This window comes from Sinobacterium caligoides, from assembly GCF_003752585.1.
In the GTDB taxonomy this organism is placed as follows: Bacteria; Pseudomonadota; Gammaproteobacteria; order Pseudomonadales; family Sinobacteriaceae; genus Sinobacterium; species Sinobacterium caligoides.
In genome coordinates this window covers 259,838-274,295 of record NZ_RKHR01000003.1, presented here as the reverse complement: position 1 = coordinate 274,295, position 14,458 = coordinate 259,838, and the positions used below count along the sequence as shown (strand labels likewise).

The 14,458-nt window shown below is 47.3% G+C and carries 12 protein-coding genes; 9 read left to right on the top strand and 3 right to left on the bottom strand.

All coding sequences use genetic code 11. From position 1 onward, the window contains the following. The first annotated feature begins 6 nt into the window (after positions 1-6). From sucD to torD, 5 genes are all read left to right on the top strand, one after another. Positions 7-882, top strand: coding sequence for a succinate--CoA ligase subunit alpha (gene sucD / locus EDC56_RS01450; protein ID WP_123710755.1), 876 nt, complete (start codon positions 7-9; stop codon positions 880-882). A gap of 368 nt (positions 883-1,250) precedes the next feature. Beyond that, entirely contained in the window at positions 1,251-1,418 is a 168-nt protein-coding gene (gene torE / locus EDC56_RS01445) for a trimethylamine N-oxide reductase system protein TorE (RefSeq protein WP_123711724.1), read from the top strand. 45 nt (positions 1,419-1,463) lie between these two features. Further along, positions 1,464-2,642: a pentaheme c-type cytochrome TorC gene (torC, locus tag EDC56_RS01440; RefSeq protein WP_123710754.1), complete on the top strand. Its 1,179-nt coding sequence runs from the start codon at positions 1,464-1,466 to the stop codon at positions 2,640-2,642. A gap of 12 nt (positions 2,643-2,654) precedes the next feature. Next, positions 2,655-5,144 (top strand): trimethylamine-N-oxide reductase TorA, encoded by a 2,490-nt coding sequence (gene torA / locus EDC56_RS01435; protein WP_211333523.1) that lies wholly within the window; start codon positions 2,655-2,657, stop codon positions 5,142-5,144. Then, a complete protein-coding gene (torD, locus tag EDC56_RS01430) occupies positions 5,141-5,782 on the top strand; it encodes a molecular chaperone TorD (protein ID WP_123710753.1) in 642 nt (213 codons plus the stop codon). The genes torA and torD overlap by 4 nt, the downstream gene beginning before the upstream one ends. Before the next feature lie 45 nt (positions 5,783-5,827). Here torD and EDC56_RS01425 read toward each other — a convergent pair whose 3' ends face one another. Both EDC56_RS01425 and EDC56_RS01420 read right to left on the bottom strand, forming a co-directional pair. Then, positions 5,828-7,618 (bottom strand): AMP-dependent synthetase/ligase, encoded by a 1,791-nt coding sequence (locus EDC56_RS01425; RefSeq protein ID WP_123710752.1) that lies wholly within the window; start codon positions 7,616-7,618, stop codon positions 5,828-5,830. Positions 7,619-7,844: 226 nt separating this feature from the next. Further along, the gene (locus EDC56_RS01420) at positions 7,845-9,650 is read right to left on the bottom strand and encodes a hypothetical protein (protein ID WP_148059272.1); all 1,806 of its coding nucleotides are present in this window, start codon (positions 9,648-9,650) and stop codon (positions 7,845-7,847) included. A gap of 397 nt (positions 9,651-10,047) precedes the next feature. On the opposite strand from EDC56_RS01420, the gene EDC56_RS01415 reads away from it, so the two are divergent. Then, the gene (locus EDC56_RS01415; protein ID WP_123710750.1) at positions 10,048-10,812 is read left to right on the top strand and encodes an SDR family oxidoreductase; all 765 of its coding nucleotides are present in this window, start codon (positions 10,048-10,050) and stop codon (positions 10,810-10,812) included. A 112-nt stretch (positions 10,813-10,924) separates the two neighbouring features. On the opposite strand, the gene EDC56_RS01410 is transcribed toward EDC56_RS01415, so the two are convergent. Then, on the bottom strand, positions 10,925-11,452 hold the full coding sequence (locus EDC56_RS01410; protein ID WP_123710749.1) for a DUF3806 domain-containing protein: 528 nt from the start codon (positions 11,450-11,452) through the stop codon (positions 10,925-10,927). 234 nt (positions 11,453-11,686) lie between these two features. Between EDC56_RS01410 and dapA the strand changes: the two genes are divergently transcribed. Genes dapA through EDC56_RS01395 form a run of 3 tightly spaced genes read left to right on the top strand, consistent with a single transcriptional unit; the run spans position 11,687 to position 14,432 of the window. Then, on the top strand, positions 11,687-12,565 hold the full coding sequence (dapA, locus tag EDC56_RS01405) for a 4-hydroxy-tetrahydrodipicolinate synthase (protein ID WP_123710748.1): 879 nt from the start codon (positions 11,687-11,689) through the stop codon (positions 12,563-12,565). Positions 12,566-12,591: 26 nt separating this feature from the next. Continuing rightward, complete coding sequence (bamC, locus tag EDC56_RS01400) at positions 12,592-13,665, top strand: outer membrane protein assembly factor BamC (RefSeq protein ID WP_162844047.1); 1,074 nt, start codon at positions 12,592-12,594, stop codon at positions 13,663-13,665. Continuing rightward, complete coding sequence (locus EDC56_RS01395; protein WP_123710746.1) at positions 13,665-14,432, top strand: MBL fold metallo-hydrolase; 768 nt, start codon at positions 13,665-13,667, stop codon at positions 14,430-14,432. The genes bamC and EDC56_RS01395 overlap by 1 nt, the downstream gene beginning before the upstream one ends. Positions 14,433-14,458 lie beyond the last annotated feature (26 nt).

Below are 14,458 nucleotides of genomic sequence, written 5' to 3'. Positions count from 1 at the left end.
TTATCAATGTCTGTACTAATTAATAAAGATACTAAAGTCATCTGTCAGGGTTTCACTGGCGGTCAGGGTACTTTTCACTCTGAGCAAGCAATTGCTTATGGTACCAACATGGTTGGCGGTGTTACACCTGGTAAGGGTGGCACTGAGCACCTAGGTCTGCCAGTTTTTAATACTGTTGCCGAGGCTGTTGAAGTAACGGGTGCTGATGCCTCTGTTATCTATGTGCCTGCTCCTTTCTGTAAGGACTCAATCCTTGAAGCGGCAAATGCTGGTATCAAGTTGATTGTCACCATTACTGAGCACATTCCAGTGTTGGATATGTTGGAGTGTAAAGTTAGGTGTGATGAGTTGGGCGTACGCCTGATCGGCCCTAACTGTCCTGGTGTTATTACACCGGGCGAATGTAAGATCGGTATCATGCCTGGTCACATTCACCTGCCGGGTAAGGTTGGCATCGTATCGCGCTCAGGTACGCTGACTTATGAAGCTGTTAAGCAGACTACTGACTACGGTTTCGGTCAGTCTACTTGTGTTGGTATCGGTGGTGATCCAATCCCAGGTACTAACTTCATCGACGTACTGGAAATGTTCCAGAACGATCCACAGACTGAGGCGATCGTGATGATCGGTGAGATCGGTGGTACTGCTGAAGAAGAAGCGGCTGCTTATATTAAAGCTAACGTGACTAAGCCTGTTGTCTCTTACATTGCCGGTGTTACTGCACCTGCAGGTAAGCGTATGGGGCATGCTGGTGCAATCATCTCTGGCGGTGCTGGAACTGCTGATGAGAAGTTTGCTGCCCTTGAAGACGCAGGCGTTAAGACTGTCCGTTCTCTTGCGCAAATCGGTGATGCACTTTCTGAGATCACTGGTTGGAAGTAGTGCTTATTAGCTTCTAATAGTACTCGTTTAAAAAACCGCCTAAGGGCGGTTTTTTTGTGTCTAAGTTTTTTATTTGGTGAGAAATTTAATTCTATTAATGATGTAGAGCAAGCAACAAGAGGATGTGTTTTGCGAGCTGTTTTCAGTTGATTTGAGTCAGTAAAGTTGTTCCTAAGAGGCATAAAATGCGCTCATATTTATATGGGTAGTTGTTAATGTGTTCGCTGCGCACATCTTTCTGGCTGTTGGAAGTAGGGCGTTTTGTTGTCTAAGCTGGCATTAGCGAAGCTACTCGTAACAATGATGTGATTGCGTTGGCTTCGGTCAGACCATGCAGGGATATGTTGCAGATTAAGGTGCTGAATAATATGACTAAAGATTCTACTGATAACGATGAGAAGAAGAACGAACTAAAGGCGTTGGCGTTTATTACCATCTTCCTTTTTCCAATCCTGAGCATTATTGGAGTAGGGGGGTATGGCTTTATTATTTGGATGTTGCAAATAATTTTCGGCCCGCCAGGGCACGGTCTGTAAACCCTACACTTCTTCTTTCCATCGTTATCAAAGGGAAACTATCAGATGAAACTAGTCACTGATATCTGGCGTGCGCTATCCAAGCCTGCAAAGCATCTTACGCTGGGCACCATCGCAATTTCTGCATTCATCATGGGGATTATCTTTTGGGGGGGCTTTAACACTGCATTAGAGGCAACGAATACAGAAGAATTTTGTATTAGCTGTCATGAGATGGGTGACAATGTTTACAAGGAGCTGCAGGAGACGGTTCATTACAGTAATCATGCCGGCGTCAGGGCCACTTGCCCTGATTGTCACGTACCGCATAACTGGACGAACAAAATAGCCAGGAAGATGCAGGCATCGAAAGAGGTGTTTGCTAAATTAACAGGTGCTATCAATACCCGTGAGAAATTTCTTAATAAGCGCTTAGAATTGGCCAGCCATGAGTGGGCGCGTTTCGAAGCCAATGGCTCTTTAGAGTGCAAGCAGTGTCATAGTTATAAGTCGATGAAATGGGAAGAGATGTCGAAGCTTGCCCAGAAGCAAATGAAGCGTGCTGCGAAGCGTGATCAAAGCTGTCTTGATTGCCACAAGGGAATTGCTCACCACCTACCTGATATGGCAGCTTCTCGAGCACCTGAACTTATAGCGGAAGTGGGTGAGGGACCATCTAAGTTTGATGACGGCGAGCAATATTTCAGCTCGTTAACGAAGCCTCTATACCTCTCTGCTGATGCGACAGAGGAAGCGGGCCTGCTGAATATTGCAACAGAGGTGACTGTTTTAGAGACCAAGGGCGATCGGATTAAGTTACATATTGATGGCTGGAGAAAGCGGATTGGCGCGGGGCGTGTTATTTACTTTGGCTTTGGTATCAATATGAACTCAGCGCAGCTGACAATGACCGCAGCAAAGACAGACGGCGTCATCAAAGTCTTTGAAGATAAAGTCGATGAGATGACGGGGTTGACCTGGGAGCGTGTTGAAGTGACGGCGTGGACTGATGCTGATTACATGCTGAAAGAGCAGCAACCACTTTGGGATTATGCAAAAACAACGTTCCAGTCTTCTTGTTCGGTATGCCATACGCAGCCTGCGGAAAATCATTTTGATGCTAATACTTGGCCAGGTATGTTCCAGGGAATGATGGCCTTTGTTAACTTCGACCAAGATACCGAGGCCTTAGTGCAAAAGTACTTGCAGGCGCATTCATCCACGTTCTCTAAAGAAAAGCATTAAGGTAGAGTCAGCATGAGCATGATAAGACGTGATTTTTTGAAGGGGTTGCTAGGTACAACGGCAGCGGTTGTAGGTCCTTCTGTTCTAGCGCCGCTAAGTGCGGTGGCGGCGACTCGACCACAACAAGAATGGTTGACGACGGGAAGCCATTGGGGTGCTTTTAAGATGAGCCGTAAGAATGGCGTCATCGATCAAGTTGTCCCCCTTGACCCTGATAAGTACCCGACTGATATGATTAACGGTGTACGGGGGCTTGTTTATAATGCCTCGAGGGTGCGCTATCCGATGGTGCGTCTCGACTTTTTATTAAAGGGGCATAAATCTGACACTTCACAGCGTGGCGACTTCCGTTTTGTTAGGGTGACTTGGGATCAAGCGCTGAAGCTGTTTAAAGCGTCGCTAGATGAGGTCCAGACCAAATATGGCCCCTGGGCTTTGCATGCCGGGCAGACCGGGTGGCGAGCTGTTGGTCAGATGCACTCTTGTACGAGCCATATGCAGCGCGCTGTGGCGATGCACGGAAACTTTGTTAAGAAAATAGGCGATTATTCTACAGGGGCGGGGCAGACCATCATGCCCTATGTGCTCGGCTCGACGGAGGTCTATGCACAAGGTACCTCATGGCCACTGATCTTAGAGAACACAAAGACTTTGGTTCTTTGGGCAAACGACCCCTATAAAAACCTGCAGGTTGGTTGGAATACAGAGACGCATGAGTCTTATGCTTATCTTGCCGAGCTAAAGCAGAAAGTTGCGGCAGGTGAGATTCGTGTTATTCATATTGACCCAGTTGTTTCCAAGACGCAGAAGTATTTAGGCTCAGAGCGTATTTATATTAATCCGCAGAGCGATGTTGCGATGATGCTGGGGATGGCTCACCATCTTTATAGTGAAAAGCTGCATGACCAAGAGTTTATCGATGGTTACAGCTTAGGTTTTGAACGCTTCGTACCTTACTTGCTTGGTGAGAAAGACGGCATAGCTAAGACGCCCGAGTGGGCCTCTAAGATATCTGGCGTCAGCGTCGAGCAGATTAAGGAGCTCGCCGAGTTGATGGCGAAGGATCGTACTCAAATCATGGTGGGTTGGTGTATCCAACGCCAACAGCACGGAGAGCAGCCTTACTGGATGGCAGCTGTTCTGGCGACAATGCTTGGGCAAATTGGCCTGCCAGGTGGAGGTATCTCTTACGGCCACCATTACAGCTCTATCGGTGTGCCTTCCTCTGGTGCGGCGGCACCGGGTGCGTTCCCTCGTAATCTTGACGAGGGCATGAAGCCTCTATTTCCTAGCGATGATTTTAAGGATTATAGTCCGACGATACCCGTGGCGCGTTTTGTCGATGCTATTTTAGAGCCAGGTAAGGTTATCGATGCCAATGGTTCAAAGGTGACGTTGCCTGATATTAAAATGATGGTGTTTTCTGGTAATAATCCATGGAGCCATCATCAAGACCGCAATAAAATGAAGCAGGCCTTTCGTAAGTTAGAGGCCGTGGTGACCGTCGAGGTGAACTGGACAGCAACGGCGCGTTTTTCTGATATTGTCTTGCCCGCCTGTACGACTATGGAACGCAACGATATCGATGTCTATGGAGCCTATTCTAACCGTGGCATTGTTGCTATGCAGAAAATGGTGGAGCCTCTTTTTGATAGCTTATCTGATTTTGATATATTTACTCGTTTTGCAAAGATTTTGGGTAATGAGAAGGGTTATACCCGTGGTATGAGTGAGTTTGACTGGATTGCGATGCTTTATAATGATTGCAAGAAAGCAAACGCAGGTAAGTTTGAAATGCCGGAATTTGATAAGTTCTGGGCTGACGGCTATGTACACTTCGCCGGTGGAGAAAACTGGACGCGTCACGCCGACTTCCGCAAGGACCCTGAGTTCCATCCCCTTGGGACGCCATCGGGGTTGATCGAAATATTTAGCCGGAAGATCGCTGCTTATGGTTACGACGATTGTCAGGGGCACCCAATTTGGATGGAGAAGGCAGAGAGAAGCCATGGTGGACCAGGCTCAGACAAATATCCTGTTTGGCTACAGAGCTGCCACCCTAATCATCGTTTGCATTCACAGATGTGTGAGTCGGAAGAATACCGTAATAGCTATACCGTGCACGGTAGAGAGCCTTGTTATATTAGTCCTGTGGATGCGAAAAAGCGCAGGATTAAGTCTGGAGACGTCGTTCGTGTCTTCAATGACCGAGGGCAGTTACTAGCAGGCGCGGTTATTGATGATAGCTACCCTGAAGGAGTCATTCGTATAGAAGAGGGCGCTTGGTATGGCCCTGTCGGTAAGGATGGCAGCAAACAGGGGGGGAGTGAGATTGGTGCGCTTTGCAGCTATGGTGATCCGAATACACTAACGATGGATATTGGTAGCTCGAAGCTATCTCAGGCCTGCTCTGCGTATACCTGTGTGGTAGAGTTCGAGAAGTTTAACGGTAAGCTGCCTGAGGTTGTTTCCTTTTCTGGTCCTATTGAGATTAAGGTATGAGCGAAGATCAGCAGCTGAATGCGGCGCGGGCCATGGTTTATCAGTGGCTCTCAGGCTTATTTGCTCGAGAGCTTACTGAGGATGACTTGGCTTTGTATCGCTCTGAAGAAGGTCAGTTATTTTTGCAACAACTGGCAGGCGAACCTGAGCTTAAACAGGCTGTAGAAAGCCTGTCTGCCGCACTTGCTTCGATTGAGGGGCGCGAGGCGACACTGGGCTTAGCGGCGGATTTTTGTGGTCTATTCCTAGTCGTGGGCAGGGAAGCCGTGTCCCCCTATGCGGGCTCTTATCTCGAGTCAGCACAGGACGAAAGAGATGCACCGACATTGTTCGGTGAGACCCATCAACGTGTAGTCGAGCAGTTGCGAGCTAGTGGTCTAGAATTACAGAGTGATTTTCCTGAGCCGGCTGACCATATTGCAGTTTTACTGTCGTTTATGGCGCAGTTGTGTGTCGAGGGTGAGCAAGTGCAGCAACACCAATTCTTAACGGAGTGTTTGGGGGAGTGGGTTACTGGGTTTTCTGAGCGTGTGGCAGAGGCAGATCGTGGTGAGTTCTATTCAGCTGTCGCTCGATTGACGCGATGCTGGCTTTTGCTGGAGAAGGAGTGGCTCGAAGGCGAGGGCGAAGCGCCCTAGCTGTGCAGTTTTCTTTGGTCGATGTAAGTCAGAAGTTGCTGCTAGTTAGTGGCGACTCGCTTTATTTTTGACGTTTTGGTACATCGCGTTAATTTCATGTTTGAACTTTTCTAAAACGATTTTTCGTTTAACTTTAAAGGTCGGTGTTAGCTCGTTTTTGGCGATAGTAAACTCTTCAGCAAGTAGTGTGAACTTTTTGATCTTCTCGTGGTTGGCTAGCTCTTTTTGTACTTTGTCTATACGCTCTTTAAAGTGTTGAATTACTTCGCTGTTGGCGATTAAGTCCAGTCGATTTTTATATTCGATGCCTTTTTGTGTTGCAAGGGTTTCTAAGTGTTCAAATGCGGGTACGATAAGGGCGGAGACATATTGTCGATCATCGCCAATGATAGTGATTTGCTCTATTAACTGTTCTTTTACTAGTTTGCCTTCGACGTGCTGTGGCGCTACGTATTTACCGTTTGAAGTCTTCATTAAATCCTTCAGCCTTTCTGTGATGATAATACAGCCATCGATAATTTCGGCCGCATCTCCGGTGTGTAGCCAGCCATCGATAATGGTGGCTGCAGTGGCTTCTGGCTTGTTGTAGTAACCGCGCATTACGGTTGGCGCCTTAACCAGCAGTTCGTTATCTTTGCCGAGTTTTAGCTCTACGCCTGGTAGAGCGGTGCCGCAGCTGTTTAACGGCATGCTGATTTCGTCTCGGCAGCAGACTGTGGCACAGGTTTCAGTCATGCCAAAGCCACTGACTATATTGAGACCAGATAGCTGAAAGAAGCGATTGATGTCGGCGTCTAGGGCGGCTCCGCCGCATGGAAGTATGCGCATGTTACCACCTAGGGCCTGTCTAATATTGTTAAAAACGAGTTTGTCGGCGAGGCGGTGCACGATATTTAGAAAAAAGCCGGGTGACTTCTTATTCTGCTGTCGATTAAAGCGCGCGTCAGCAATTTTATAGGCAAGATTGAAAACTATCTTTTTTAGTGCTGAGGCCGAGTCTGCTTGACTCATTATTTGCGTGTAGATTTTTTCGTACAGTCTTGGGACGGCACACATTACGGTAGGCTTGACTCGCGTGAGTGCTTGCATGACTCTGGCTGGGTTTCGACAGTATGCGACACGGCAGCCGTTGGCGAGTGCGTACCAGCTCCAAGCACGCTCAAAGATGTGAGAGAGAGGAAGAAAGCATAATGAGACATCATTTGTATCGATAATGATTCGTTGCTGATGCATTTCTATGGCTGCTGCAATGTTCTGGTAGTCAAGGATTACCCCTTTCGGCTCGCCAGTGGTGCCAGAGGTATAGATCAGGGTGATGATATCGTTAAGGTCGGCGCTGCTAATTCTTGCGCTGAGTGCTTCGTGGTAGATGTCTTCATGGTGCGCTGTCGAAAAGGCGTTCAATGTGCTGCTATGTTCGTCGTCTGTGATCTCTAAATCCTCGATGGAAATGATGTACTCGAGACTAGGGCACTGAGAGCGTATTTTTAAGGCAGACTGGTGCTGTTGTTTGTTGCCGGTGAACAGGATACGTATTTGTGCATCATTGATGACATAAGCCAGTTGCTGTTCTGTGCTTGTCGCATAGATCGGGACTGGAACCGCCCGTATTGCTTGGCTGGCAAGATCTATCCATGTCCACTGGGCACAGTTATCGGAAAATATGCCGATATTCTCTTGAATGGCGACTTCTGTTTCCAGTAAAGCGATCGCTATTGCATCAACTTGCTGCTGTATTTGTTGCCAGGTCCAGTGTTCATCCCCTTCGCTCTGTGCGATGTGGTTTGGATCGCTGAGCATTTTTTGACGATAGATGTGCACTAAGTGGTCAAGCATGAGGGTACCTGTCGATAACGTGGAGACCAAAGTGCTTCCATAGAGGAGGGCGCTTAAGCTATTCGCTGTTAAAACTTTGATACTAATAGCTTAGGTCAATCGACGTGTATGTTCTTACTATCTCAGCGTGTTCACCATAATCTATCGCAACATACGGTGTTAAAAAACAAGCAATAAAAAGCCGACTAAGGTAGTCGGCTTTTGTATTTAGCTTAGATGGTTAGCTTTAGTTGAAATCAACGCCAAGGCCAATGCTCATGTAAGCATTGTCATCACTAGTTTCAGCTTCAGTTACATAACCGGTAGCCGGTATAGAGGCAAAGTCGTTAGTCTTGAGCAAGTCGTTTAGCAGCGAGCCGAGATCGAGATCCAATCGCGCTGCATTAGAGAGTTCTTCGATCATAGGAGCGAACTCATCAAGCATCATTATCAGACCAACCTCAACGATGACTTTGCTGTATTCCTCACCGCCCTGACTAGGGATAAGCGATGGGTGGAACTTGGTGATATTCATCGCGAGTATATCGTTGAAGTCGATATCAAGCTTGCCATCGGCATGAGCCCCAAGTGAGGTGGCAATAGCTATATCCATGTCTAGATCGAGAAGATTATCGATTGTGCCAGCCCCGTTATCAACAAGCATTCTAAAGCGTAGCTCAGGAGCAACAAGTTGTAGTCCTAGAGGGTTGGCGGCATCGTTCACCAGTGTGATTTCAGGCAGACCACCAAAGCCAATTTCAAAGAACATTGGTGAGTCGAGTGTATAACCGAGACCTAAGTTTGCTAGCATGCCACCAAAAGAGCCTAGGTCGCCGACTTTTAGTGGGATAGAGATCTTTTCTTCTATACCGCTTTGATAGAGTGCAGCGACAATTTGGTTAACAAAGCTGACAGATAGCGATGCTTTAATGTCGGTGTTGCTGCCTAGCTCGGGGGAAGGAAGCTCTCCCTCTATAACTCGATATCCTAGGATGCTACGTCCTGGAGCTGTATTTTCTTTGCTAACTGATATTGAGCCGCCTAAGCTAACAACGCCATCGCTATTATCAGTCACTGATAGCTTATTCGCATGCAGTGCTATGTCGAAGACACCATCATTGACGCTATCGCCATCGATATCTAAGGGCAGGCTCAGAGGAATCTCAGGGATTTCAAGCTTGCTTAGAACAGGGCCCACTAGGTTAACAAGGTGATTGTTGACTATTGTGGTAATCGCACCACGGAACAGTGGGATCATCTTGGCTGCGACGGTATTGCTATTGACGTCGAGGGCGCCAATATTGAGGAAAATGTCGCTTGGGTCATCTAGGACAAGCTTAATAGATTGATTGTCAGTTGCAGTGACGCCGATTTGCGCTGTTACAGTGACATTCTTGGCGGCAATACGAGTGTTGCGATAACCCCACCACCACTGTCGCTTGATGCTGGTCTCTAGAGCGACCTCTGGGATGGTAAGGCCGATGTTGATGGTAAGCTCATCGCCATTTGGCGAGAAGAAAATGTGTGCTTCTGGGCGACCATTTATTCCCATCTCACGAAGGTAGAGGTCGCAAGATCTCCAGCTGCGTAGTTGAAATACACACTCGTTGCTATCGATGTCAAGTAAGCTTGTTAGGCTGATGTCTTCGAGTAAGGTCTCTACAACGGGGCCTACCTCTGTGAGGAATCCATCGCTAATCGCAAGTTGTACAGCGTTTTCGACGGAGGTATTTCCACTAACATAATCGGCGCTACGTGTGCCCTCTATTTGATCGTAAGTAACGACCTCATAGTGATCTGAAGCAGGGATGGTTAGGCTGAAGGTTGGAGCAACACTGGGGGTGTAATCACTGGGTTGATAGCCATTAATGGTCAGGTCGGTGATTGCTTGTGTAGGACCGGCTTTACCGTTAATTGTGACAGTGTTGTCTGCATTTTCACTGACGCTGAGGATGCTGACGCCTGTTGATGGGCTAAGTTGTTGGGCATAACCTTGTGAGGCAAGAACTAGGCAGCTGCCGATGCAGCCACTGACCAAAATGTTTTTAATCACTATGATATCCTTCATCTTATTATTGCTTTAGGGGGAACGATTAAAATATATCATGTGTTTTATTTTTTTGTAGCAGAACTTCTAACTCTTAGGATGTCACTCGGTAGGTTTTTTTTTTTGAAGGGGATCAGTGATATTTATGTAAATTATATCGATTTAAATTGTTGTAAAGAGACGGATTGGTTTCTATCAGTAACACGTGGCTTAAATGCTGGAAACATAGTGTTGAATTGAATTTTAATAAAACGCTGTATAATCCTTCATGATGTAACAAAGCACCTGACAGCACTTGCCGGCGACCACTTCGTGGCGATGCTAGTTGCATGACTAGATTGTCTTAATAAGCATAACAATAATGACAACGTTAGTTGTCATGGCAGAGAGGAGAGGTTGATACATGGGTACTTACGCAATGACTGGGGGGGCAACAGGTATTGGTGCGGCAATTCAGCAGCAATTGGTTGATGAAGGGCATCGAGTTATCGTTGTCGATATTAAGGATGCAGATGTTGTTGCTGATCTTTCAACTCGACAAGGTCGTGAGTATGCCGTGGAGGAGTTGCGCTCCCGGGCTGCTGATGGTCTAGATGGCTATATCCCCTGTGCTGGACTAGGACCGTCAGTAACCCCTGCGTCACTCATCACTCAGGTGAATTACTTTGCTGCAGTTGAAACCATAGAAGGCGTTAAGGATTTGTTAATTAAGAAGGGAGGTAGCGTTGTTGTTATCTCGTCGAACTCCGCCCCGATGGGGGCCGACCCAGATTCAGTAGAGGCCTGTCTACAGCATGATGAGGTAAAGGCTTGCGCAATTGTTGATCAGCTGGGGGAGCCGCAGAATGCATATGGCGGCTCAAAGTTGGCGTTGACGCGCTGGATGCGAAGAAACTCCACGGCTTATGCAGCATCGGGGGTGAGGCTAAATGCGGTCGCACCGGGTATTGTTCGCACGCCTCTGACCGACAAAGTCATGGCCGATAAAGCGCTAGGTCAGGTGATGAAAGACTTTGCAGATACAGTCCCGGTCGGTTCTCTCGGAGAGCCAGAGCAGATTGCTGATGCCGTCATGTTTATGCTGAGTGATAAGGCATCGTTTATGTGCGGCTCTGTGATTTTTGTCGATGGTGGTCACGACGCTATGTTGCGGCCAGATGACTTTTAGTGTTTGAGTTGATACATGCTTATGCTAAATAAGCAGCTACTAGCCAGTAATGCTTAGTAAGCCTGAAGCTCTAACTTCAATTTAGAGTTTCAGGAAGCCAGCATGCTTGTATTTAATAGACGGGCTTGTAGTAAGGGTTTTTGGTGATATGCGGCTGAATGGTGCTGATGGCCTTGTTGAAGAGGCGCTCTACATCAGGGCTAATATCGGCATCTGTGCGGCGCGATATCATCGTTACTGGGAATAGAAAATATTCGCTACGACCTAGCTGTAAAGCCCTAGAGCGGCCATAGCTATCGCTATAAACAACCCACTTCATATTGAGCTCCTTAGCTATGAGGTCTCCCAAGACAATACCGAGTGCCTGGTTGGTCAAGGTGTCATTACGCTTAATTAAACGCTTGTCGAGCAGTTTTTGCATGACTTCTAAGTCACTATGATTCTGGCGAATATTTTGGCCAAAATGGCTGATAAAGAGATCTTCTATGCGCTGTCGTTGAATGTCCAAATAGCGTATATCCATTGGTGTTAGCGGCGTAATGGTTGGCGGTAGCTTATGATCTATCTGTGCTTGGACAATGTGTATTGGCAGCAGCAATAACGCTAGCAGCAGAAGGGTACAACTCTTTATCTTACTCATGATTATTGCTCATCATTGTGTGCGGCTTGAGTGTTAGCCGTATATTGACGGTCGATGAAGTCACATAGGCTAACATATTTGTCTTAGTTGGGATGTTAATGCTTTTTTATCATCGTTCTAGCAGGTTAAACAGTCGTTGAAAGCAATAAATTTCTGCATTTGTCACTCCCTGCTTGAGCTATGCGCTATGCCTAAGTAACATACATCTCTTTTGTAATGTTGCGGAGAATTCTAATGATCAAGGGCAGTATTGTAGCGTTGGTCACACCTATGCTTGATAACGGAGATGTAGACTGGGCTGCGCTCGATAAACTGGTCGATTTTCATCTGCAACAGGGTACCGACTCGATTGTTGCTGTAGGTACTACTGGCGAGTCTGCAACACTGAGTGTCAGCGAACATTGCGCAGTTATTACTCGCATTGTTGAGCGCGTTAATAAAAAGATACCTGTTATTGCAGGTACTGGTGCTAATGCAACAGCAGAGGCTATTGAGCTGACTAGCGCAGCTAAGAAGGCCGGAGCAGATGCTTGTTTGTTAGTGACGCCTTACTATAATAAGCCGTCACAAGAAGGCTTGTTTCTTCACTATAAGGCTATAGCAGAGGCGGTCGACATTCCGCAAATTCTGTATAATGTACCGGGTAGAACAGCTTGTGATCTGCTGCCCGAAACGGTATTAAAACTGGCTTCGATTGATAATATCGTCGGCGTCAAAGAGGCTACAGGCGACTTGGCACGTGCAAAGCAGTTAATTGATGCTGCTCCAGAAGGCTTTGCTGTTTATTCTGGCGATGATGAGACGGCTGTTGAGCTGATTATTCTTGGTGGACACGGTAATATTTCTGTCACGGCAAACATAGCGCCAAAGCAAATGGCTGATATGTGTCTTCTGGCGCTATCTGGCGATGCGACGGGCGCACGTGAGATCCATAATGCACTTGTGACGGTGCACGAGAGTATGTTTGTGGAATCAAACCCTATCCCAGTAAAGTGGGCTCTCGCTGAAATGGGTTATATGGGCTATGGTCTTCGATTACCTCTGACAGTTCTACAGAAGAGTAAGCAGGCAGAGGTAGCGCAGGTTCTGCGTAACGCGGGGCTTCTTAAATAATGAAGGTGGCAAAGGTTTCGAATTTAATGGTACGTAGATTAGCTCTGTTTACAGCATGTACAACTATCGTGCTAACGCAAAGTGGCTGTAGTTACTTCTTTGGTAAGGACGGTGTTTTTCCTGACCGATCAAATGATTACCTAAAGTCGCAGGAAACGGCACGTATTACTTTGCCGCAAGGGGTGCATGAGGATGCTATTGAAGATGCCTATGTTATCCCTCCAATAGCTGATTCGGATGATTTAGGTAAAGTGTTCGAAACGCCTCGACCAGCGCCTTTGGCTTCAGGTGTTGATGAAGACATGGTGCGAATTCAGAGCTTGAAAGGTGATAGCTGGGCAATCATCGAGTTGCAGCCTGGGCAGGTGTGGCCACGGTTACGAGAGTTTTTGATGAGCAACGGTATTACACCTGAATTTTCTGATGGCGTTGCCGGTATTTTAGAGACGCCTTGGTTGTTACGTAGCGAAGATGCGGCCAAGCGTGAAAAATTCCGTTTTACCGTATTGCAAGGTGTGCAGCGCGAGAGCTCTGAGGTTCGAGTCTTGCAGTGGGAGAGTGATCGTGACTCAGCGTTGAGCCGTGCAGATTGGCCGACAACTTCGACAGTAGCCGAGAGAGAAAACTGGATGCTGCACGAATTCTCTACGTTTGTAGCGAATACTAGCGCAGCTGATTCTGTTTCGTTGTTAGCTCAAGGTATTGATACTAAAGGGCGATTAAAGCTTTATCGTGGTGAGGATAGCCATATTCTCGTTGACCTCGATCGTAATCGTGCCTGGGCGTCAACGGCGAAGGCGTTGAAGAAAGCACAGTTTAATATTATCGATTTGAATCGTGATAGTGGTGAGTTCTTTGCTCGTTATCAGCCTGCTGAGTTAGAGGAAGATAAGCCTGGCTTCTTTGCCCGTATGTTTGGCGCCTCTGATGAAGAGCTTGAGGCAGAGAAAGGGGCGCTCTACCGTATTACAGTTAGCAATAGTACGGAACGTAAGGGATGGTCTGAAGTACGCCTTGCGATTGAAGATTCTAAGGGTGAGGAAATCACAGCTGAGCAGTTAGAGAACTTGTTGATCGAGATAAAGGGCCAGCTCTCTTAGTGCGATTTGCTTTATTGGGTAGCGGCAGCCGTGGCAACGCCACGGTTGTCAGTGCTGGCGACACGACTATTTTATTGGACTGTGGTTTCTCAGGTCGTGAAGCTCAGCGCAGGATGTCGCAGTTAGATCTTTGTCCCAGCCAAATTGATGCCATTTTAGTCACTCACGAACACGGAGATCATGTCTCAGGTGTCGGTGTACTTAGCCGCCGTTTCAATCTGCCTGTGTGGATGACTCGTGGTTGTGCGAGCCGCGCTAAAGTCGGTGAGATCCCGCGATTACACTTATTCTCTACTGCTGAAAAAATCGTCATCGGCCAGCTTTCTATTTACGCAGTTGCAACGCAGCATGATAGTGCCGAACCTTGTCATTTTATTATTGATGACGGCCAAGATTGCCTGGGCTTGTTAAGTGATAGTGGTGAGGTTACTGCCTCAATGGCTAACTCCTACGCCCGCTGCTCAACGATGGTCTTAGAGGCGAATTATGACCCGCAGATGCTGTCTTATGGTCCTTACCCTGCTTCTCTTAAGGCGAGGGTGGCGGGGCGTTATGGACACCTGAGCAACGAGCAGACTGCGCAATATCTACTGCAACGTAATCGTGCTGGTGTAACGGCATTGAAAAAGCTGGTGCTTGGTCATATCAGCGAGAAAAACAACAGCCTTGAGAAAGTTCGAGCTGCTATCGAGCCAGTGTTGGCCGAGATTACTGACTGCTATTACGCCCAACAGAGTGAGGTGCTGGGCTGGCTGAACGTTCGTTAAATAAGGACGTTTATTTTTGGCGGGGA